The following is a 20,757-nucleotide window of genomic DNA, read 5'->3' as shown; positions in this document are numbered from 1 at the left end:
AAGAAGCGCTCCCGTTTGCTGAAAGCCTACGTCGTGTAGTCCGGCTCCTTGCGGTCGAGCATGCGCTTCAACGCATCGAAATGCCGCTGCGCCGCACTGGGACCGTCGAACATGCTGCTGCCGGCGTAGTCGCGCTTGGTCTTCTCCACTACGGGCGCGGGAAGCTCCTTCAGCGGCTGTCCGGTCCACATCGCATAGATCTGCACCTGCGCGGCGCGCTCGACATAATAGAGCATGTCATAGGCGTCGGCGACGGTGGCGCCGACCGTGGAGATGCCGTGATTGGCCATGAACAGCACGGACTTGTCGCCGATCACTCGCGCGAGCCGCGCGCCTTCGGCGGGATCGAGCGCCGGGCCGGTATATTCGTCGTCATAGGCAATGGCGCCGGAAAGGCCGACCTCGGTCTGGCCGATCTCCTTGATGCGCGGATCCTCCAGACGCGTCAGCGCGCTGGCATAGGGCATGTGGGTGTGAAACACCGCCTTGGCCTGTGGCAGCGCCTTGTGGATCGGCGCATGAATGCAATAGCAGGAGCGCTCGACGTCGCCCTCGCCGCGCTTGACCTCGCCGTCGTCGATGCCGACTTCCATGAAGGACGACGCCGTCACCTCGGACCAGTGCATGCCGAACGGAATCTGGTAGTAACGGTCGCTGCGGCCCGGCACGGTGAGGGTCAGATGGTTGAAGATGCCCTCGCTGAAACCCTGGTTGAAGGCGAGCCGGTGCGCGGCGGCGAGATCGACCCGCGCCTGCCATTCCTCGGTGCTGTAATTATCGAGCGCCTTCGGCGAAACCCTGAACTGCATGAGCATCCTCCCTGCTGAAATTGCGTGTTGCCTGCCCCTCGACGGGGGCTTCGGCGTCTTGATTGCAGGCAGTATAGCGCAATTTGGCCGGGAGCCCGGCTGAAATTGTCGTAGGTCTGCTATCTCGAATTGTCGCACCGGGCCTCTGCCGTCGTCCCTTGCGAACGCAGGCACGACGAGTTACGCCGACCGCGCCAGCGCGCCGTCGATCATCGCCACCGCGTTGGTCACGCCATAGACCGCGACGAAGGAGCCGAAGCGCGGGCCTTTTTCCTGGCCGAGCAGCACCTGGTAGAGCATGTTGAACCAGTCGAGCGCGACGCCCGGGCGGCCGTCCTTGCCCTTTTTCACGGGATCGAGGAACGGCTCGCGGCGGCCGATTTCGTAGACCACGTTCTGGATGTCCTCGGCGGTGGACGCCGGCGGCATGTTCGACAGCGCATCGCGCAGGTCCTGCAGCGCGACGCGTTCGCTATCGGTCGGCTCGCGGAATTTCTTGGTCGGCGCGACGAAATCGCGATAGTAGTTGATGGCGTAGCCGACCATGGCGTCGAGCTTCGGATGGGACTGCGGCGTCACGCCGGGACGGTAGCGCCCGATAAAACCCCACAGCGTCTCGGCGTTCTCCGCGTTCGACGACGACACCAGCGTCAGCAACAGCTGGAACGTGACCGGCATGTCGGATGCCGGCGGCTGGCCGGCATGGATGTGCCAGACCGGATTGGCGAGTTGCTGCTTCGGATCCTGGCGCGAAAAGCCGTCGAGAAACTGCTGGTAGTCGTCGACATTGCGCGGGATGACGTCGAAATACAGCCGCTTCGCCGCCTTCGGCTCGCGGTACATGAACAGCGACAGCGATTCCGGCGAAGCATAGCGCAACCACTCGTCGATGGTGAGCCCGTTGCCCTTCGACTTCGAGATCTTCTGGCCCTTGTCGTCGAGGAACAGTTCGTAGTTGAAACCTTCCGGCGGCAGGCCGCCGAGCGCGGCGCAGATCTTGCCAGACAGTTTTACGGAATCGATCAGGTCCTTGCCGGCCATTTCATAGTCGACGCCCAGCGCGTACCAGCGCATCGCCCAGTCCGGCTTCCATTGCAGCTTGCAGTGACCGCCGGTGACCGGGAGCGTGACGCGCTCTTTGGTCTCGGGGTCATCATAGGAAACCGTGCCTTGCTTGACGTCGTGCGACACGATCGGCACTTGCAGCACCACGCCGGTGCGCGGGCAGATCGGGAGGAACGGCGAATAGGTCGAAGCGCGCTCCTCGCGCAGGCTCGGCAGCATGATCGCCATCACGGCATCGAAGCGCTCCAGCACGCGCAGCAAGGCCGCGTCGAACTTGCCGGACGTATAGTAGTCGGTGGAACTGGCGAACTCGTAGTCGAATCCGAAGGTGTCGAGAAAGGCGCGCAGCCGCGCATTGTTGTGGGCGCCGAACGACGGATACTGATTGGAAAACGGATCCGGAATCCGGCTCAGCGGCTTGCCGAGATGCGACGTCAGCATCTCCTTGTTCGGCACGTTGTCCGGCACCTTGCGCAACCCGTCCATGTCGTCGGAGAACGCCAGCAGCCGTGTCTTGATCCTGTCCTCGGTGAGTACGCGAAAGGCATGGCGCACCATGGTGGTGCGCGCCACCTCGCCGAAAGTGCCGATATGCGGCAGGCCCGATGGTCCATAGCCGGTTTCGAACAGCACCTCGTCCTTTGGCTGCTTCTTCAGCCTGGCGACGATCGCTTTCGCCTGCTCGAACGGCCAGGCGTTGGATTGTTCGGCGAGCGCGCGCAGATCGCTGGGGCTTGCGGACATCTAGCAAAGCTTTCTCTCGTGCCGGAAAACCGGCTTATTCGAATTTATAGCCGTCATTGCGAGCGAAGCGAAGCAATCCATGGGGCCACAAAGCAAGTGTGGATTGCTTCGCTTCGCTCGCAATGACGGAACTAAAACGGACTCACCGAAAAATAGCGCAGCCACAGATCGGTGTAGCGGCCTTTTTCCCAGAGCCGGAACAGCGCCCAGTTCAGCGATTGCCGCAACAGGTCGTTGCCCTTGCGCACGGCGATGCCGATGCCCTCGCCGAAATAGCGGCTCTCGACGAACGGCCCGCCCGAGAAGGCGCAGCATTCGGCGGAGTCGGTGCCGTTGATCCAGAACGCCAGCGAGATCGCGTCGCCGAAAATGAAATCGACCTCGCCGCGCCGCAAGGCCAGCCGCAGCGCGTCGTCGCTGGTGTAAGGAAGCAATTCGGCGTCGGTGAACATCGCCTTCAGATAGGCCTCGTGCGAGGAGCCGGCGATGGCGCCGATCTTCTTGCCCTCGAGATATTCGGGACGGACTTCCGGCATCACGGCGTCGCGCCGCGACACGAAGCGCGCCGGCGCGCGGTAATAAGGATCGGTGAAATCGACCCGGGCACGCAGTTGCGGCGTCACCGCCAGCGAGGCGATGATGGCGTCGCCGCGATTACTCGTGATCGCATCCAGCAGCGTCTCGAACCGCCGCATCTGGACCGTGCAGGTCACCTTGATCTCTTCACACAGCAATCTCGCGAGATCGACGTTGAAGCCGGCGGGATTGCCGTCCGGGCCGGTGAAATTGAACGGCGGATAGTCGGTTTCGGTCAGAAACCGGATCACCGTGAGACGGGACAGATCGGGCCGGTCCGGACGCCGGCGCGGGTCCCAAAACCCGGGCACCGCCTGCGGAGCGGCCTCCACGGCAGGCTTTGCGACAGTTTGGGCCTGTACCGGGCCAGCGGACAGCACCGCAGCCAGCAGCAGTCCCGCCGCAGCCAGGATGGCGCGGGCCATTAGGAGCGGTCTTCCGACGGGGAACGGGACGATCTGCGGCTGCATTGACGGCGGTTTTTTCCGGATTCGACGGCCTTATAGACCATCGGGCTCGCGACGCGAACGCCGTTTATCGGCAGATGATCGACAGTATGGGGGCTTGCCGGGGCTCAGAGATACCGCTTGAGGTCGGCGGCGGCCTCCTCGGGCGTCCGTTTCAGATTGAAGGGCGCCACGAACTTGCCGTCGCGGTCCATCAAGTAGATCAGCGCGGTGTGGTCCATGGTGTAGTCGCCGCCTTTCAGCGGGACCTTCTTGGCATAGACCCGGTAGCCCGAGATTACCTTCGCCACCGCCTCGGGGCTGCCGGTCAGCCCCTTCAGGCGCGGATCGAAGCTCGACAGATAATCCTTCATCGCCGCAGGCGTGTCGCGCTCCGGATCGACCGAAACGAACCAGGCGTTGACCCGGTCGGCATCCTTGCCCAACACCCGCAGCACCTCGGACATCTCGAACAGCGCGGTCGGGCAGATGTCGGGGCAATGGGTGAAGCCGAAGAAGATCACCGTCGGCCGGCCCTTGAGGTTGGCGTCGGTCACGGTCTGGCCGGCCTGGTCGGTCAATTGAAACGGCCCGCCGATAGCGGCAGGCGCCGTCACATTGCGCAATCCGCCCATCGCCCACAGCATCAGCACGAGGCCGACCACCAGGCTGGCGCCGAAGGCGGCGAGGATGATCAGCGGGCGAACGGCCTGCGAGCGGGTGGGCTGATCCGTCATGAAGATTCCTTTGTGTCCGGGATCAGAAGCAGGCGGAGATGCCGGAGACGATCATCTCGAAAAACACCGCGGTACCGTAGCGGAACCAGAGTGCCAGCGCGCCGGTCAGCGCCATGGCGGCGAGCACCGCGGCGCCGATCACGATCGCCGACGCGAGCCTGCGGCCCGGCGGCAAGATCGCGGGCATTTCCTGCTGCGTTGAAACCCGCTGAACCATGGATAACCATCCGAAGGGACTGACGTCCGACCGGCGTCGCCGCCGGTTCGCCTGCCTGTTCCGTTCAGATAGGGCTAGTCGGGCTGCCGGGCAAGCACGGCGGGATTGGGCGTGATCACTTCACGCTGACCGACGGCGCGATCCCGGCGCGGCGATGGCCGCGGCGAGGACGCCTGGGCGTCGAGATAGCAGGGCTTGTACATCGCCTGCAATTGCTTGCCGCGCAGGAAAATCATCTGCGATTTCAGCCCGCCGCGCTGCGCGATCCAGCGCCGGATCGGCGTCGGATACATCGAATACAGCATCTGCGTGGCTTCGGGGTTGGTGACCGCGCGGCCATTGGCGCCGAAATCCCATGCGGCGTGGAAGCCGAGATTGGCGGCTGAGGTCACGCAGATCTTGTCGTGCGGAACGGCGCCGAGCACGATGGTGCAGGCCGAGGCGCAGAGGCCGTCGATAATCACCTGTTCGCCCGAAGTGCGCAGGCCCTGATACTTGTCGACGTAAGTCCCGATCCGGCCGCCGCGGTCATCGGCGATGCGAACCACAGCATGGCTCGCCCCCATCCCCGCCATCAGGAGAACCGCCGCGAGCAACCCCGTCCCGAGCTTCATGTCCCAGCCCCAGTCCAAACCTGTCGAACCCGAATCTGCTGCCTTGTGCGATGCAAGGCGTTTCAGCAGCGTGTTGCCGGATCGTGATTTTGTCCAGATGGCGAAGACCACTCCAAACAGATTCAAATTGAGTGTTGCAGGGGCGCTGCACTCCGCGGCCGGAAAAGGTCCCAAACTGGAACAAGTTAACGAATCCTTCGTGCGTCTGACGCGCCCTGGACGCGGCTTGACCTCCACAGACCGCCGTTTGCCGTTGACCGCGGTAAAGCGTGCGGGCTTCAATCGCGCAAGATGGGGGAAATGACGCGATGGCACTGGATGCGGATGTAATCGTGGTCGGCGGGGGTCTTGCGGGTCTCGTCGCGGCAACCGAGATCGCCGAGGCCGGCAAGCGCGTCATCGTGGTCGACCAGGAAGGCGAACAGAGCCTCGGCGGCCAGGCCTTCTGGTCGTTCGGCGGATTGTTCCTGGTCGACAGTCCGGAACAGCGCCGGCTCGGCATCAAGGACAGCTTCGAACTCGCGCTGCAGGACTGGATGGGATCGGCGGGTTTCGACCGCGACGACGACCACTGGCCGCGGCGCTGGGCCGAAGCCTATGTCGCCTTCGCCTCCGGCGAAAAGCGCGCCTGGCTGCGGGCAATGGGCCACCGGATTTTCCCGGTGGTCGGCTGGGCCGAGCGCGGCGGCTATGACGCAATGAGCCATGGCAATTCGGTGCCCAGGTTCCATGTCACCTGGGGCACCGGTCCCGGCCTCCTCGAGCCATTCGAGCGGCGGGCGCAACTGGCGCAGGGCGGCGGCTACCTGACCTTCAAATTCCGCCACCGCGTCGACGCGCTCAGCATCACCAACGGCACCGTCGACGGCGTCAGCGGCACCATCCTCGCGCCCGACAATGTCGAGCGCGGCAAGAGTTCTTCGCAACAAGCCGCCGGCGACTTCAGCCTGCGCGCGCAGGCCATCATCGTCGCCTCCGGCGGGATCGGCGGCAATCACGACATGGTGCGGCAGAACTGGCCGAAGCGCCTCGGCGAGCCGCCGAGAACCATGATCTCCGGCGTGCCCGAACATGTCGACGGCAGGATGATCGGGATCACCGAGAAAGCCGGCGCGCGGCTGATCAACCGCGACCGCATGTGGCACTATGTCGAGGGCATCCGGAACTGGGCGCCGATCTGGCCGCGCCACGGCATCCGCATCCTGCCCGGCCCATCGTCGATGTGGTTCGACGCGACAGGAAAACGCCTGCCCGCGCCGCTGTTTCCCGGCTCCGACACTCTGGGCCAGCTGCACTACATCATGGGCACCGGCTACGACTATTCCTGGTTCGTGCTGACGCAGAGCATCATCAAGAAGGAGTTTGCCCTCTCCGGCTCCGAACAGAATCCGGATCTTACCGGCAAGAGCTGGCTGATGACCGCCAAGCGCGCCACCAACAAGGGCGCGCCGGCGCCGGTCGAAGCCTTCAAGACCAACGGCGCCGACTTCATCGTGCGCGACAATCTCGGCGACCTCGTCGAGGCCATGAACAGGCTCTCAGGCGACAATCTGCTGAAGCTCGACTACGTCAAAGCCCAGATCGAGGCGCGCGACCGCGAGATCGCCAATCCCTACGTCAAGGACGCGCAGGTGATGAACATCCACAACGCGCGCAAATATATCGGCGACCGCTTGATCCGCACCGCCAGGCCGCACCGCATCCTCGATCCCGCCCAGGGCCCGTTGATCGCCGTCAAACTCAACATTCTGACCCGCAAGACGCTGGGCGGTTTTGAAACCGACCTCGACTCCCGCGTGTTCGGCAGCGAGGGCGCGATCATGCCGGGGCTTTATGCCGCCGGCGAAGCCGCCGGTTTCGGCGGCGGCGGCATGCACGGCTATCGTTCGCTGGAAGGGACGTTTCTGGGCGGCTGCCTGTTTTCGGGGAGGAATGCGGGACGGGCGGCAGCGAAGGCGGTGGGGTGAGAATCAGTCCCCGCGCCTAATTCAACCTTCCGAAAAAATATCTTCCATATCCTGACGCCCATCCAGCACACGCACGATTTCCGGCCGATCATCGTTCAAGCGGTAGAACACAACATGGGGGCTGGCAGCGAGCGAGCGCAGGCCTGTTCGGATTTCATCACGCGACCGTCCTGCCAGAGGAAAGTCGTCAATTGTCGCAACAACACGGACAACTTCCCGCAGGAGTTTGTCAGCTATCGCCCTTCCCGCCGTACCGGCGTAGTATTCCCATAACCGGTCAATATCATCGAGTGCTTCAGGCGACCAAATAACCCGAAAACTATACCCCGCCATGTCCCGACTTCTTCCGGCTAAGGAAGTCCTCGATATCCAATGCGCTGCCCTTACCCGCATCCAGCGATCGAATGCCCTTGTCTATTTCGGCACGAAGCGCGTTCAGCTTTTCGACATGTGAAAGCAGCTTGCGGCCGATCTGTTCCTGGTCGGCATCCGGCAGGCGCGAGAGTTGGACGATGGCTTGTTCGAGCGTCTTGACCATGGACGCAGCCTAGCACATTTCGCTTCGCGGGGCTCCAGAATTTGAAGAAAACGAACCTGTTACCCAACCCCGGGGCATGACGAGCTTTGCCAATGGCGCGCCCGCGCGCTAAGTAGTCAGCCCCATCTTCAGGAGAAGCATATGACCATCCAGCGTTTCGATACCGGCCCGCGCATGAGCCAGGTCGTCGTCCATGGCAACACCGTCTATCTTGCCGGCGTCGTCGCCAGCAACGCGGCCGGCGAGAGCGTCACCAAGCAGACGCAGGACGTGCTTGCGACCATCGACAGCCATCTCAAGAAGGCCGGAACCGACAAGTCGAAGCTGCTGTCGGCGACGATCTATATCACAGACATGAACACCTTCGCCGAGATGAACGCGGTGTGGGACGGCTGGGTCTCGGCGGGCAATACCCCGGCGCGCGCCACCGTCGAGGCCAGGCTGGCATCGCCAAAATACAACGTCGAGATCATGGTGGTCGCGGCCAGGTAGCCTTGTCGAACTGCCCCACAAATTAAAGCCGCGCCAGCCCGAGGGCTGACGCGGCAATGGCCGTTCTGTTGCCAGGTGGACCAACCCCGAACAGGTTACGCCGCGAGGCGCACTTCGTTCAATGCAACGTTATCGTTTGCATTTAGGTTTTTGACCCGATAACGGCGGTATCATGCCGAGCACAATTCAGAGCTTCTTCGCAGCCATCGATCCTGTTTCGCCCCCGCCGTAGCAGCCTTTTGCAGATCGCCTTCCGGCAAGATCAAGCTGCTAGGGTGGAGGCGCCGGGTACTGCCCCCGGGTCTGCCTGCAGTCCGCTCAGAGTTTCAGCGCCATCGTCTTTCGACAGCCTGAATATAGGCGCGATCGGGTGGAAATACTAGACTGCCAGCGAGGGGAACCAGACGCTCCCAAGGCATCCCCCACGGCATCAGCCGGCAAAGGACAGGCCAAACTTGTCCTTGAGCATCCGCACATGACAACGCGTCTGAATTCATTGCTTGCTCGCGGTCCAGCGTCCCCGGCAGCCGTCGGATTGGACAAAGGTTCCGGAGCCGGTGCGTCCGGACAGTCGTCCGGTGGTCACGTTGGTGAGACCACCACTGCCGCCGGTAGCGTAAACGGACCCGTTTGGACTAACTCTGCCCGATGTCACGTTGTTGCCGATAATCCTGCCGCTGGTGACGACGACGGCATTGCTGCTGGTACCTGAACACGTCAGGCCCACGGCATTGACGATCCATGCGCCATCGAAACTGCCGCCGCCGCCACCGCTTCTTCCGGATGACGAGCGGCGCGGCTCGTCCGCATCGGTGCGGCTTCGCCGTGCCGGCTTTTCGACCGCGCGAGGCTCGACGATCCGCGAGCCCGACACCGCCTTGTCGTCATTTCCGATACTGCCCCCCGTGCTGCCTTGCGCGTATGTCGTGCCCGGACTGATCATCAGAGCAAAAGAAAAGCCAAGCAGGGTGGCGCCAATCCAGCTTCCAGCCAAAATCGTCATGAGCCTCACAATTGTCCCCGATCAATGGCCTGGGGCTGGAGCGGGCGAAGGGAATCGAACCCTCGTCGTGAGCTTGGGAAGCTCCTGCTCTACCATTGAGCTACGCCCGCCGTTGGCTGGCTCCCTAATTAGCCGAGACCGCGCAGTCCGCCAAGCACCTTGCCGGGCCAGCCCTTAACCGAACCCCAAGATTCCAGGTGCAGCCGTTTATGACGGTGCTATGATCTCCTCAGGGTGGGTAGCGTAATGTCGGGGCGTGGGTACACTATTTTCGACACCATGATCGGCCGGTGCGGCATCGCATGGGGCCAGGCCGGCATCGTCGGCGTGCAGCTGCCCGAGGCGCGCGAAATCGAAACCAGGCGCCGGCTGTATCAGCTGTATCCCGAGGCGCGCGAACAGCGTCCGCCGCTGAATGTCGAAATCGCGATCGAGGGCATCGTGGCGCTGCTGCGCGGCCAGCCCGGCGACCTTTCCGACATCGCCCTCGATTTGTCAGGCATCCACGCCTTCAACCAGCGGGTCTACCAGCTGACGCAGGCGATCCCGCGCGGCGAAACCCGCACCTATGGCGAAATCGCCACACGGCTCGGCGCCTCCGGCGCCGTGCACTCGGTGGCGCAGGCGCTGGCCAAAAATCCGTTCGTGATCATCGTGCCCTGCCATCGCGTGCTCGAGGCCGGCAGCTACGCCGACAGGATGTCCCCGCACGGCGGCAGTATTTCCAAGCGCACCCTGCTTTCGATCGAGGGCGCGCGCAGCGCCGTCAGCAGCAAAACCCTGTTCGACGTCCTGCTGCCCGTTGCTCCGCCGCGCCTGCAGAGCTAAAATCGCCGCATGACGGCAAGACCCCTGTTTCAGCGCAATTCCATCTCGGTATTCGATTTCCGCTGCACCGCCGGTCCGGCAGACACGCCGTTCGTGGAGCAACATACCGACCATTCGGTTTCCTTCGTCCGCAAGGGCAGTTTCGGCTGCCGCAGCCGCGGCCGGCGTTTCGAACTGGTGGCGGGATCGGTGCTGGTAGGCCATCCCGGCGACGAATACATGTGCACCCACGACCATGTCTGCGGCGACGAGTGCCTGTCGTTCTTTCTCGGCCCCGAACTGGTGGAGGCGATCGGCGACCGCACCGATATCTGGCAGATCGGCGCCGCACCGCCGCTGCCGGAATTGATGGTACTCGGCGAGCTGGCGCAGGCCGCGGCCGACGGCCGCAGCGATATCGGACTCGACGAGGCCGGAGCGCTGTTCGCCAGCCGGTTTGTCGAGGTGGTTTCCGGGCAGTCGCAGAAGCCCGCGGCGACGGCTCCCAGGGACCGCCGCCGCGCGGTGGAAACCGCGCTGTGGATCGACGCGCATTCGCCAGAAAATGTCGATCTGGAGCAGGCCGCCGCCCAGGCCGGGCTCAGCCCGTTCCACTTCCTGCGGCTGTTCTCCAGCGTGCTCGGCGTCACCCCGCACCAGTACCTGGTGCGCTCGCGGCTGCGTCATGCCGCGCGGCTGTTGGCCGACGACGAAATCTCCGTCACCGACATCGCCTACGATGTCGGTTTCGCCGATCTCTCCAATTTCGTCCGCACCTTCCACCGCGCTGCCGGCGTTTCGCCGCGCCGCTTCCGTGCAGCATCGCGCGGCGACCGCAAGATTTTCCAAGAACGCCTCGCCTTGCACTGACTAGGGTTGTCTCCGAACCGCGCGCGTTCCAGCGCGCCTCGAACAGGAGATCGCCATGTACGACCACATCGGATTGAGAGTTGAGAGCCTCGACGCCAGCGTGCGTTTCTACACCGCCGCACTGGCCCCGCTCGGATTCGTGCTGTGCTCGCGCGACGACAGCGGCGCCGGCTTCGGTCCCAAGGGCGAGCCGGCGCTCTGGCTGCATCTGCACAAGGGGCGTGCCAATGGCGGCGCCCATGTCGCCTTCCGCGCACCCGATCACGACGCGATCGCCAAGTTTCACAGCGAGGGACTGAAGGCCGGCGGCCGCGACAATGGCGGCGCCGGCCCGCGCGCCGATTACAGCCCGACCTACTATGCCGCGTTCCTGATCGATCCCGACGGCAACAATGTCGAGGCGGTTTCTACGTAGGACGGATCGCGCCACATCCGCAACGGTCATCCTGACAGGATGACGGGGTCGCTCCTTGCCAGAGACGCGCCGATCGTGGCGTTTGCCGTGACGATCACGACAGTGCGGGGCGGATATCCGGCGCCGGGCGACCCTTCGGTCCCCAGCGCGTGAAGACGACGCTGGCGGCGGACAGCACGCCGAGCACGACCATGGACGCTGCCGCCAGCGCAAAATAATTCGCCGCCGACGCATCGAAGGTCGCCAGCCACCAGCCGCCGATGGCGACGAACACCAGCCGCGCGGTTTGCGCCAGCACCGGGCCCAGCACCTTCGCAGCCCCCTGCGAGGAGAAATACATCGAGATCGACAGCCCGATGAAGGCGTACATCGGTGCGGCGATCGACAGATATTGCCGGCTGGCGGCGCGCACGTTCGGGTCGTCGGTGAAGATATTGACCCAGAGATCGGGAAACATCCCGATCACGGTGGCGACCACGCCGACCGACACGAAGGCGACGCAGCCCGCGATCCACGCGATCCGCCGCGCCCGCGCCACCCGCTGCGCGCCGATCGCCATCCCGACCATCGGCACCGAGGCGATACCGACCGCGAACGCGATCGAGGTCAGCATGAATTCGAGCCGGGCGCCGACGCCGTAGCCGGCCAGGATTTCGGTGCCGAACTGCGCCAGCATGTGGGTGAAGATGGCGACGGTCAGTACCGACTGCAGCGGCGAGAAGCAGGAGATGGCGCCCACCTTCAGGATATCGAAGAACATCGCCCATTGAATCCGCAGTCCCCTGATCTTGGGAACCACGCGGGCGCGCCCGGAAAAAATGTACCAGGCCATCACGGAGACGCTGATGACGTAGGCGACCAGCGACCCTGCGGCGACGCCCTGCATGCCGAAGGACGGGATCGGCCCGAGGCCGAGGCCGAGCGTGCCGCCGAGAATGATCTGGCAGGCGGCGGACGACAGCATCAGCAGCGACGGCAGTTTCATGTTGCCGGTGCCGCGCAAAATTCCCGCAAACGTGTTCATCAGCCACGGCACCACCGCGCCGCCGAAGAAGATCTGCACATAGCCGATGGCCTGGGCCAGCACGTTGCCGCGGCCGCCGAGCAGTTCCAGCAGCGTGGGTCCGAAGATCAGCATGCCCAGCATGAAGACGAGGCCGAGGCTGATGCCGATCAGCATCGCATGCGCCGCCAGCGTCGAGGCGCGGTCGATATCGCCGGCGCCGATCGCGCGCGCGATCGCCGACGCCACGCCGCCGCCCATCGCGCCGCCCGACATGGTCATGGTCAGGATCACGAACGGAAACACCAGCGCCATCGCCGCCAGCGACTCGACACCGAGCCGGCCGATATAGGAGGTCTCCGCGATCACCACGCAGGTGCCGGCCGAGAGCGCGATCACATTCGGCCACGCCAGCCACAACAGCGTGCGCAGGATCGGCCCCTCGACCAGCGCGTTCTTCACCGGCGCTTCCGGCGGCGGAAGCGGGCGTTCGTCGTCGTCAACGGGGATCTCGGCGACACCGATATCGGACATTTCATCTCCCGCGCGCCAACCGCGCTGCAGCCCGATCTACCTGCCGTGCTGGGCGCTTCCTAGCACCGATCCCCCATGATTCCATGCGCGCCGGGCGCATGGGCCGCCTGCGCCAAGACGACCTTCTTACCTCTCCCGCTTGCGCTTGCGGGGGAGGTCGACGCGCTCGTCAGAGCGCGGCGGTGCAAGGTGCAAGTGAGTCGAACCGCTCAGCCGATCGACCAGACGAAGGGCGGCTTGCCGCCCGGCGACGGTTTCAAGTGAACGGGAATATGACGGCCGCAGCCGGCCGCGAGGCCCTCGAACAAGCCTTCGAGCACCCTGGCGCAGGCCGGGTGATAATCGCCGAGGTCGGCCATCAGCTTCCAGCTCTGTTGCCGGATTTCGAAAGCGCCGCCGGACTCGCTGATATCGGCGACATCGTCCTGCGCCTCGAACAACGCGCGCAGGAACGCCACGAACTCGCTGGCCGATCCACGCGTCGCGCCGAGACTATTTGCGATCTCGTCGAAATACTGCATGCCGATCAGCTTGCCGGTGAGATGCAGCAGGTAGCCGGCATCTTCGGGGCCGAACACCTGCACCATGACGGGCGCCGCAGTCCGCACATATTCCATCGCGTAGTTGCGATAGGCCTTTTCCAGCCGCGGTTTCGGCCAGCTTGCGACCGGCAGCGCAGGCGCGGTGGCGGGATCGAACAACGGCGCTTCGAGATGGCGTGCGAACACCATGCGCTGATCGATCTCGAGCGGATGATCGTATTCGCAGTAGTAACCTTCCAGCCCGTCCTGGCCGTCGACGCTCTGCTTGGTGCAGACGAAGCCGAGTTTCAGATTGCCCAGCGCCACGCCGTTGTTGGCGTGCCAGCCGCGCAGCATCGCGCGCGACACTTCGCCGGGCACGCCGCAGATCGCGGTGCCTTTCCAGATCCAGCGCGGCGGCGGATAGCGGATCCAGGCCTTAGCGTCGTTCTCGTACATGTATTCGACATGGACGCCGCCGATCCAGTTGGAGAGATAATGATACTGCGCCGCCGCCACCGCCGGCGGCAGATGGCTGAGGCCGAGCTTTTCGAGGCCGGGCAGGAAGCGCTCCTGCTGCTGGCGGCGAAACACCCGGAACACGAATTCCGCGGCATCGGCGGTGCCGCGCCGCGTCACCACGGTCAGGATAAGTCCGGTGAAATAGGCGTGATAGAGTTCGGCGACACTGCGCCATTTCAGCCATTGCGCCTCGCGTGCGCCGTCCGACGTCCCGTTCATGGCGAACTCCCAAACCCTGTTTTGCCCAAAGCCTTCCCGGCCTCAGGACCGACCGAGTGCCGCTCCCGACCAAAATATCGAAAACAACCCCATGTACAGTACCGGTGCGATAGCACCGTTTTCTATCACACGAATTTCATAACGGAATCTATGAACATCGGCAGGTGTTCCGTATTGTACAGGGCAATTGCCAAGGAGCCAGCATGCGCAACGCAGTCCTGCGCGGCATCTGTATCGGAGCGTTGACGCTTCCGCTCGCCGCCTGCAACGAGCCCGCCAATACCGCCGTCGCCGAGCAGACCTTTGGCCCCTCCCCGACCCTGCCGGCCCCGGAAAAATCCTGGCTGCCGACGGTCCATATCGCGACCGCCACCGGCTGGCCCGCCGGTGCCAAGCCGAGGGCGGCAAGCGGCATGGCGGTCAATGCGTTCGCGACCGGGCTCGATCATCCGCGCACGGTCCATGTGCTGCCCAATGGCGACGTTCTGGTGGCCGAAAGCAACGCGCCGCCGAAGGCCGATTCCGGCGGCATCAAGGGCTGGATCACGAAACTGATCATGAACCGCGCCGGCGCCGGCGTGCCCAGCGCCAATCGCATCACGCTGCTGCGCGATGCCGACGGTGACGGCGTCGCCGAGACCAGGAGCGTCTTCCTCGAAAACCTGTTCTCGCCGTTCGGCATGGCCCTGGTCGGCGAGGAATTCTACGTCGCCAATGCCGACGCCATCGTGAAATTTCCCTATCGCCCCGGTGACACCAAAATCACTGCTCCGGGCGTGAAACTGGCGGACCTGCCGGCGGGCCGCAACCATCACTGGACCAAGGACCTCATCGCCAGCCCGGACGGCACAAAGCTTTACGCCACCGTCGGCTCCAACAGCAATATCGGCGAAAACGGCATGGAGGAGGAGACCAATCGCGCTGCCGTGCTCGAAGTCGATCGCGCCTCCGGCAAGTGGCGCGTGTTCGGCTCCGGTCTGCGCAATCCGAACGGCCCCGCCTGGGAGCCGAAATCAGGCGCGCTGTGGGTGGTCGTCAACGAGCGCGACGAACTCGGCAACGATCTGGTGCCGGACTACATGACGTCGGTGAAGGATGGTGCGTTCTACGGCTGGCCCTACAGCTATTTCGGCCAGAAGGTCGATACCCGTGTCGAACCGCAGCGGCCCGATCTGGTGGCGAAGGCCATTGCGCCCGACTACGCGCTCGGCGCGCATACCGCCGCACTCGGGCTTGCATTCAATACCGGCAATTTGTTTCCGCAGGAGATGGCCGGCGGCGCCTTCATCGGCCAGCACGGTTCGTGGAACAGAAAACCGCGCTCCGGCTACAAGGTGATCTTCGTGCCGTTCACGGAGGGCAAGCCGTCGGGCAAGCCGCAGGACGTGCTGACCGGGTTCCTCAATGACCGCGGCGAAGCGCAGGGCCGCCCGGTCGGCGTCGCGCTCGACAAACAGGGCGCGCTGCTGGTCGCCGACGATGTCGGCAAAGCGATCTGGCGGGTGACGCCGGCGGGGAAGTCGGCGGCAAGGTAGCAGACGCAACCCTGTTTCAGACCACCTTGCCGAATATGGCGCCAATCCCCGCCGTCAACCCCATCGCGAGAGCGCCCCAGAAGGTCACGCGGATGGTCGGCCTCAGCAGGCCGGCTCCGCCGGCTTTCGCGCCGATCGCGCCGAGCAAAGCGAGGAACAGCAACGATCCCACCGACACCACCGGGATCAGGATGCTGGATGGCGAGACCAGGACGAGCGCGAGCGGCGCGGCTGCTCCGACAGAAAAGGTCGCCGCGGAAGCCAGTGCCGCCTGCACCGGGCGCGCGGTCGTGATCTCGGAGATGCCGAGCTCGTCGCGGGCGTGCGCGCCCAGCGCGTCTTTCGCCATCAACTGCTTTGCGACCTCGCGGGCGAGTTCAACCTCGACGCCGCGTGCGACATAGACCTGTGCCAGCTCTTCCCGCTCGAATACGGGATCGTCGGTCAACTCCTGCTTCTCGCGGGCGAGGTCGGCGTGTTCGGTATCGGACTGCGAACTGACCGACACATATTCGCCGGCCGCCATCGACATCGCCCCCGCGACCAGACCGGCCACGCCGGTCAGCAACACATCGCCTTGCGAGGCCGACGCCGACGCCACGCCCAGGATCAGGCTGGCAGTCGAGATGATCCCGTCATTGGCGCCGAGCACGGCCGCCCGCAGCCAGCCGATTCGCTCGACAAGGTGGTTCTCCCGATGGAGGCTTCTCATGCTTCGACCCTTGCGCGAACCGTCGTGCCGCGAACGACACAGCTTCCCAAAGCGCCGCGCATTTGACAATGATCTGCATCAACATCGAGCGATGGCGATCAGGATGAGGTCGGGCGGCCTGTGTTGACGCAAGCCGCCGACTTCGCTGAGACGATCCGACGAACGAGAATGAAATGCTCGATCTTTCTCCCCTGCTGCTGAAACTCGCGGTCGCGCTTGGCATCGGACTTCTGATCGGCGCCGAGCGCGAGCGCCGCAAGGGGCAAGGGCCAGCCCGCGCGCCAGCGGGAATCCGAACGTTCTCGGTCGTCTCGCTGGCCGGCGCCATCAGCGTGATGGTGGGCGGCGCACTGGTGCTGGCCGCCACGGTCGCAGGCGTGGCCGCGCTGACCGCCGTCGCCTATTTCAGATCGCGCGACGACGATCCCGGCCTGACCACCGAGATTGCGCTGGTGCTGACCGCGCTGCTCGGCGGTCTCGCGATGCAACGACCGGCGCTGGCGGCCGGCATCGCGGTCGCCCTCGCCGTCCTGCTCGCGGGACGCGCTCCGCTGCATCATTTCGTTCGTTCGGTGCTCACCGAGAGAGAGGTGCGGGATGCGCTGATCTTCGCCAGCGCGACCCTGGTGGTTCTCCCCCTGCTGCCCAATCAGGCGATGGGACCCTATGATGCCCTCAATCCGCACGCGATCTGGATCGTCGTCATCCTGGTGATGGCGATCAGCGCCGCGGGATACATTCTCGTCCGGCTGCTCGGCGCGCGCTTCGGCCTCCCGATCGCCGGTTTCGCAGCGGGCTTCATCTCCAGCACCGCGACCATCGGCGCCATGGGAACGCGGGTTCAGAAAAGCCCCGGCATCATCACCGCGGCGGTCGCGGGCGCGGCGCTCTCGACCGTCGCCACCATCGTCCTGATGTCGCTGGTGCTCGCCGCCACCAGCATCGCCACATTGCACGCACTCTCTATCCCGCTGATCTGCGCCGGCATTGCCGCGACCGCCTATGGCGGCTTCTTCACGATCCGGACCCTGCGCGAAAAGGACATGCCGGATACGCAGCCGGGACAGGCGTTCAGCCTCCCGGTGGCGCTTCTGTTCGCGCTGACGCTTTCCGCTATCCTTGTTGTTTCAGCCGCGCTGCGGGACTGGTTTGGCGAGACCGGAGTTATCGTCGCCGCGGCGGCCGCCGGCCTCGTCGATACGCACTCAGCCGTCATCGCGGTGGCTTCGCTGGTCGCCTCCGGAAAGATGACCGCTGCCGAAGCGGTGTTTCCCGTTCTCGCGGCACTCACCACCAACACCGTCAGCAAGATCGTGTTTGCCTGGAGCAGCGGCAGCCGCTCGTTCGCGTTGCGCCTGATTCCGGGGCTGATCCTGGTCGCCGTCGCGGCCTGGGCCGGCGCGCTGCTGATGCGGTAGACGCTTCGGCGGCGCGATAGAACGCGATTGTTCATCCGCTGTGCTGCGCTCCCTCTCCCGCTTGCGGGGGAGGGCTGGGGTGGGGGCTGCCTCCGCGGGCACCGGCGCAAGTTGAGAGAGTTTCCCCACCCGCCGCGCGTTTCACGCGCGTCGACCTCCCCCGCAAGCGGGAGAGGTAAGAAAGGTCACACCTTGAAATGCTTGCTCAGCTTCAGGCCCTGGGCCTGGTAGTTGGAGCCGATGCGCTGGCCGTACATCGCGTCGGGGCGCGCCAGCATTTTCTCGTAGACGAGGCGGCCGACGATCTGGCCGTGTTCAAGGATGAAGGGCACTTCGCGCGAGCGCACTTCCAGCACGGCGCGCGAACCCTGTCCGCCGGCGCCGGCGTAGCCGAAACCGGGGTCGAAGAAGCCGGCATAATGCACGCGGAATTCGCCGACCAGCGGATCGAACGGCACCATTTCCGCGGCGTAGTCCGGCGGCACCTGGACGGCCTCTTTCGACGCCAGAATATAGAACTCGCCGGGATCGAGAATGAGGCTGCCGTCGGGCCGGGCTGCGATCGGTTCCCAGAATTCGCCGACGGCGTAGCCGCCGCGGCGGTCGATATCGACGACGCCGGTGTGACGCTTGGCGCGATAGCCGACGAAGCCATCCGAATTTTCACCCGAGAGGTCGACGCTGAGCGCGACGCCGTTGACGAGATCGGCATCGTCGACATCGACCAGCCGCTCGGCCTCATGCAGCGCGTCGAGTTCGTCGGCGTTGAGGATGGCGTCGCCGGTGCGGAAGCGCACCTGTGACAGCCGCGAGCCCTCGCGCAGCAGCACCGGAAAGGTTTTCGGGCTGATCTCGGCATAGAGCGGGCCGTGATAGCCGGCGCCGATCATGTCGAAGCGCCGCGTGCCGTCGGCGATGACGCGGGTGAAGACGTCGAGCCGCCCGGTCGAGCTCTTGGGATTGGCGGCGGCAACGATTTCCGGCGGCAGCGCGAGACTCTCCAAAAGCGGCACGATGTAGACGCAGTTGGTCTCCAGCACCGCGCCGTCGGTCAAATCGATTTCATGCAGCTTCAGTTCGTCGATGCGCTCGGCCACCGTGGCGCCGGGACCCGGCAGGAAACTCGCGCGAACGCGATAGGCGATGTCGCCGAGCCGCAGATCGAGGCTCGCCGGCTGGATCTGGCTTTCGACGAAGGGATAGGCCGGCAGAATGAGGCCGGCATCCGCCATCGCCGCGATCATGCGGTCGGGCAGAATACCATTGGCGTCGGGCGAAAGCGTGAAGGTCACGATGGGAGTCCTCGGGAGCGGCCGGGCTTTCCGGCCATCCAGACGCTGAAAATGCGGACTTTCACCGGTTATCCGATGGCCGCCTTGACGGAAAGGGCGCAAGGGAATATCAGCATGACTTATCCCGTGGTGATTTGAGCCGGCCGGCTTGCAGCCACGTTAAACAAGTCGCTAAACAGGCCGGGGACATGTGTGATCCCGGCTTGTGGAATTTTTTCCAGGCCGGTTTTTTTTGTGACCATTTTTCTGGTGGTCACGACGGAGGTCACATGTCTGAGACTAAATCCACCGCCCGCTACCGTCCCGAAACAAGGCTGGTGCATTCCGGCACGCTGCGCTCGCAGTTCGGCGAAACGTCCGAAGCGCTGTTCCTGACCCAGGGTTTTGTTTACGACAGCGCCGAGCAGTGCGAGGCGCGGTTCAAGGGCGAGGAGCCCGGTTTTCTCTATTCGCGTTTTTCCAATCCCAACATCTCGATGTTCGAGCGCCGCATGATCGAGCTCGAAGGCGCCGAAGCCGCGCGCGCCACCGCCACCGGCATGGCCGCGGTGACGACCGCGATTCTCGCGCCGCTGAAGGCCGGGGATCACGTGGTGGCGGCGAAGGCGATGTTCGGCTCCTGCCGCTACGTGGTCGAAGACCTGCTGCCGCGCTACGGCATTTCGTCGACGCTGGTCGACGGCCTCGACCTCGACCAGTGGCAGAAGGCGATGCGGCCCAATACCAGAACCTGCTTCCTGGAGAGCCCGACCAATCCGACGCTCGACGTGCTCGACATCGGCGCGATCGCCGAGATCGCCCATGCCGGCGGCGCGCGGCTGATCGTCGACAATGTGTTCGCGACGCCGATCTGGCAGAGCCCGCTCACGCTTGGCGCCGACGTCGTGGTATATTCCGCGACCAAACACATCGACGGCCAGGGCCGCTGCCTCGGCGGCATCATTCTGTCCTCGGAAGCGTTCATCGCCGAGCACATCCACAATTTCATGCGCCAGACCGGCCCGTCGATGTCGCCGTTCAACGCCTGGGTGCTGCTGAAGGGGCTGGAGACGCTTGCAGTGCGCGTCCGCGCCCAGACTGAAACTGCGGGCGCCATCGCCGACGCGCTGGCGCAGCATCCGAAAATCTCGCGGCTGATCTATCCCGGAAGGTCCGATCATCCGCAGGCCGCCACGGTGAAGAAGCAGATGCGCGCCGGCTCGACGCTGGTCGGATTCGAGGTCAAGGGCGGCAAGGCGGCGGCGTTCCGCACCCTCAACAGCCTGAAGATCTCGCGGATCTCCAACAACCTCGGCGACGCCAAGAGTCTGGTCACCCATCCCGCGACGACCACGCATCAGCGGCTGACTCCGGAGGCGCGTGCCGAGCTCGGCATCAGCGAAGGATTTATTCGTTTCTCCGCCGGGCTCGAGCACCGCGACGATCTGATCGAGGATTTGCAGGCGGCGCTGGAGACGGCGTGACGTTTCTTCTTACCCTCCCCTGAAGGGGGAGGGTCGGCTCGTATTGAGCGCAGCGAAATGCGAGACGGGGTGGGGTGACGGTCTATCCACGCAGGCACTGATCGAGGTGAGAGACTTTCACCCCACCCCGCCGCTCATTTCATTCGCGTCGACCCTCCCCCTCCAGGGGAGGGTGAAGACCGTCACACCGCGATCAGCATTGCGACGCCGATCACGATCAGCACGATGCCCGAGAGTT

General features: G+C 64.5%; 21 protein-coding genes, 1 tRNA gene, 1 other RNA gene and 1 riboswitch. Of the genes, 8 read left to right on the top strand and 15 right to left on the bottom strand.

Going from position 1 to position 20,757, the window contains the following annotated elements:
• Positions 1-26: 26 nt before the first annotated feature.
• The 6 genes from Q8N40_RS24610 to Q8N40_RS24585 all read right to left on the bottom strand — a co-directional run bounded on the left by Q8N40_RS24610 (position 27) and on the right by Q8N40_RS24585 (position 5,208).
• Positions 27-809 (bottom strand): class II aldolase/adducin family protein, encoded by a 783-nt coding sequence (locus tag Q8N40_RS24610; protein ID WP_305318521.1) that lies wholly within the window; start codon positions 807-809, stop codon positions 27-29.
• Between the two features lie 180 nt (positions 810-989).
• Positions 990-2,618, bottom strand: a complete 1,629-nt coding sequence (locus Q8N40_RS24605) for a lysine--tRNA ligase (protein ID WP_305318522.1) — start codon at positions 2,616-2,618, stop codon at positions 990-992.
• Between the two features lie 131 nt (positions 2,619-2,749).
• Positions 2,750-3,619 carry a transporter substrate-binding domain-containing protein gene (locus tag Q8N40_RS24600; RefSeq protein WP_305713652.1) on the bottom strand — a complete coding sequence of 290 codons (870 nt, stop codon included), beginning with the start codon at positions 3,617-3,619 and terminating at the stop codon, positions 2,750-2,752.
• A 149-nt stretch (positions 3,620-3,768) separates the two neighbouring features.
• Complete coding sequence (locus Q8N40_RS24595) at positions 3,769-4,377, bottom strand: SCO family protein (protein WP_305319217.1); 609 nt, start codon at positions 4,375-4,377, stop codon at positions 3,769-3,771.
• Between the two features lie 22 nt (positions 4,378-4,399).
• Positions 4,400-4,594 (bottom strand): hypothetical protein, encoded by a 195-nt coding sequence (locus tag Q8N40_RS24590; RefSeq protein WP_305713651.1) that lies wholly within the window; start codon positions 4,592-4,594, stop codon positions 4,400-4,402.
• A gap of 74 nt (positions 4,595-4,668) precedes the next feature.
• On the bottom strand, positions 4,669-5,208 hold the full coding sequence (locus tag Q8N40_RS24585; protein WP_305713650.1) for a hypothetical protein: 540 nt from the start codon (positions 5,206-5,208) through the stop codon (positions 4,669-4,671).
• Positions 5,209-5,516: 308 nt separating this feature from the next.
• Between Q8N40_RS24585 and Q8N40_RS24580 the strand changes: the two genes are divergently transcribed.
• Positions 5,517-7,175 carry an FAD-binding dehydrogenase gene (locus Q8N40_RS24580; RefSeq protein ID WP_305319214.1) on the top strand — a complete coding sequence of 553 codons (1,659 nt, stop codon included), beginning with the start codon at positions 5,517-5,519 and terminating at the stop codon, positions 7,173-7,175.
• Between the two features lie 21 nt (positions 7,176-7,196).
• Here Q8N40_RS24580 and Q8N40_RS24575 read toward each other — a convergent pair whose 3' ends face one another.
• Both Q8N40_RS24575 and Q8N40_RS24570 read right to left on the bottom strand, forming a co-directional pair.
• Positions 7,197-7,508, bottom strand: coding sequence for a type II toxin-antitoxin system RelE/ParE family toxin (locus Q8N40_RS24575; RefSeq protein WP_305319213.1), 312 nt, complete (start codon positions 7,506-7,508; stop codon positions 7,197-7,199).
• Positions 7,495-7,713, bottom strand: a complete 219-nt coding sequence (locus Q8N40_RS24570) for a hypothetical protein (protein WP_305319212.1) — start codon at positions 7,711-7,713, stop codon at positions 7,495-7,497. Before Q8N40_RS24570 ends, Q8N40_RS24575 begins: the two co-directional genes overlap by 14 nt.
• 141 nt (positions 7,714-7,854) lie before the next feature.
• Here Q8N40_RS24570 and Q8N40_RS24565 point away from each other — a divergent pair, with 141 nt between their 5' ends.
• Positions 7,855-8,205 (top strand): RidA family protein, encoded by a 351-nt coding sequence (locus Q8N40_RS24565; RefSeq protein WP_305713649.1) that lies wholly within the window; start codon positions 7,855-7,857, stop codon positions 8,203-8,205.
• A gap of 55 nt (positions 8,206-8,260) precedes the next feature.
• Here Q8N40_RS24565 and ssrA read toward each other — a convergent pair.
• The 3 genes from ssrA to Q8N40_RS24550 form a co-directional block, all read right to left on the bottom strand.
• Positions 8,261-8,591, bottom strand: a transfer-messenger RNA (tmRNA) gene (gene ssrA / locus Q8N40_RS24560).
• A 107-nt stretch (positions 8,592-8,698) separates the two neighbouring features.
• Positions 8,699-9,208 carry a hypothetical protein gene (locus Q8N40_RS24555; RefSeq protein ID WP_305713648.1) on the bottom strand — a complete coding sequence of 170 codons (510 nt, stop codon included), beginning with the start codon at positions 9,206-9,208 and terminating at the stop codon, positions 8,699-8,701.
• A 36-nt stretch (positions 9,209-9,244) separates the two neighbouring features.
• Positions 9,245-9,318, bottom strand: a tRNA-Gly gene (locus tag Q8N40_RS24550).
• Between the two features lie 136 nt (positions 9,319-9,454).
• On the opposite strand from Q8N40_RS24550, the gene Q8N40_RS24545 reads away from it, so the two are divergent.
• Genes Q8N40_RS24545 through Q8N40_RS24535 form a run of 3 tightly spaced genes read left to right on the top strand, consistent with a single transcriptional unit; the run spans position 9,455 to position 11,300 of the window.
• A complete protein-coding gene (locus Q8N40_RS24545) occupies positions 9,455-10,036 on the top strand; it encodes a methylated-DNA--[protein]-cysteine S-methyltransferase (protein ID WP_305321445.1) in 582 nt (193 codons plus the stop codon).
• Positions 10,037-10,045: 9 nt separating this feature from the next.
• The gene (locus tag Q8N40_RS24540) at positions 10,046-10,885 is read left to right on the top strand and encodes an AraC family transcriptional regulator (protein WP_305713647.1); all 840 of its coding nucleotides are present in this window, start codon (positions 10,046-10,048) and stop codon (positions 10,883-10,885) included.
• Between the two features lie 55 nt (positions 10,886-10,940).
• A complete protein-coding gene (locus Q8N40_RS24535) occupies positions 10,941-11,300 on the top strand; it encodes a VOC family protein (protein ID WP_305713646.1) in 360 nt (119 codons plus the stop codon).
• Positions 11,301-11,394: 94 nt separating this feature from the next.
• Here Q8N40_RS24535 and Q8N40_RS24530 read toward each other — a convergent pair whose 3' ends face one another.
• Positions 11,395-12,837, bottom strand: a complete 1,443-nt coding sequence (locus Q8N40_RS24530) for an MATE family efflux transporter (RefSeq protein ID WP_305713645.1) — start codon at positions 12,835-12,837, stop codon at positions 11,395-11,397.
• A gap of 209 nt (positions 12,838-13,046) precedes the next feature.
• Positions 13,047-14,099: a hypothetical protein gene (locus Q8N40_RS24525; RefSeq protein ID WP_305713644.1), complete on the bottom strand. Its 1,053-nt coding sequence runs from the start codon at positions 14,097-14,099 to the stop codon at positions 13,047-13,049.
• Positions 14,100-14,302: 203 nt separating this feature from the next.
• Here Q8N40_RS24525 and Q8N40_RS24520 point away from each other — a divergent pair, with 203 nt between their 5' ends.
• Positions 14,303-15,634, top strand: coding sequence for a sorbosone dehydrogenase family protein (locus Q8N40_RS24520; protein WP_305713643.1), 1,332 nt, complete (start codon positions 14,303-14,305; stop codon positions 15,632-15,634).
• A gap of 16 nt (positions 15,635-15,650) precedes the next feature.
• Here Q8N40_RS24520 and Q8N40_RS24515 read toward each other — a convergent pair whose 3' ends face one another.
• The gene (locus tag Q8N40_RS24515) at positions 15,651-16,346 is read right to left on the bottom strand and encodes a VIT family protein (RefSeq protein ID WP_305713642.1); all 696 of its coding nucleotides are present in this window, start codon (positions 16,344-16,346) and stop codon (positions 15,651-15,653) included.
• A 173-nt stretch (positions 16,347-16,519) separates the two neighbouring features.
• On the opposite strand from Q8N40_RS24515, the gene Q8N40_RS24510 reads away from it, so the two are divergent.
• Positions 16,520-17,764, top strand: coding sequence for a DUF4010 domain-containing protein (locus Q8N40_RS24510; RefSeq protein WP_305713641.1), 1,245 nt, complete (start codon positions 16,520-16,522; stop codon positions 17,762-17,764).
• A 185-nt stretch (positions 17,765-17,949) separates the two neighbouring features.
• Here Q8N40_RS24510 and Q8N40_RS24505 read toward each other — a convergent pair whose 3' ends face one another.
• A complete protein-coding gene (locus Q8N40_RS24505; RefSeq protein WP_305713640.1) occupies positions 17,950-19,056 on the bottom strand; it encodes a 2'-deoxycytidine 5'-triphosphate deaminase in 1,107 nt (368 codons plus the stop codon).
• Between the two features lie 116 nt (positions 19,057-19,172).
• Positions 19,173-19,252, top strand: a riboswitch (SAM riboswitch).
• 73 nt (positions 19,253-19,325) lie between these two features.
• On the opposite strand from Q8N40_RS24505, the gene Q8N40_RS24500 reads away from it, so the two are divergent.
• Positions 19,326-20,519, top strand: a complete 1,194-nt coding sequence (locus tag Q8N40_RS24500; RefSeq protein ID WP_305713639.1) for an O-succinylhomoserine sulfhydrylase — start codon at positions 19,326-19,328, stop codon at positions 20,517-20,519.
• Positions 20,520-20,757: the final 238 nt, after the last annotated feature.

The sequence above is a fragment of the Bradyrhizobium sp. genome (assembly GCF_030693485.1).
Classification (GTDB): Bacteria; Pseudomonadota; Alphaproteobacteria; order Rhizobiales; family Xanthobacteraceae; genus Bradyrhizobium.
This window is presented reverse-complemented; position numbering and strand designations above follow the sequence as displayed.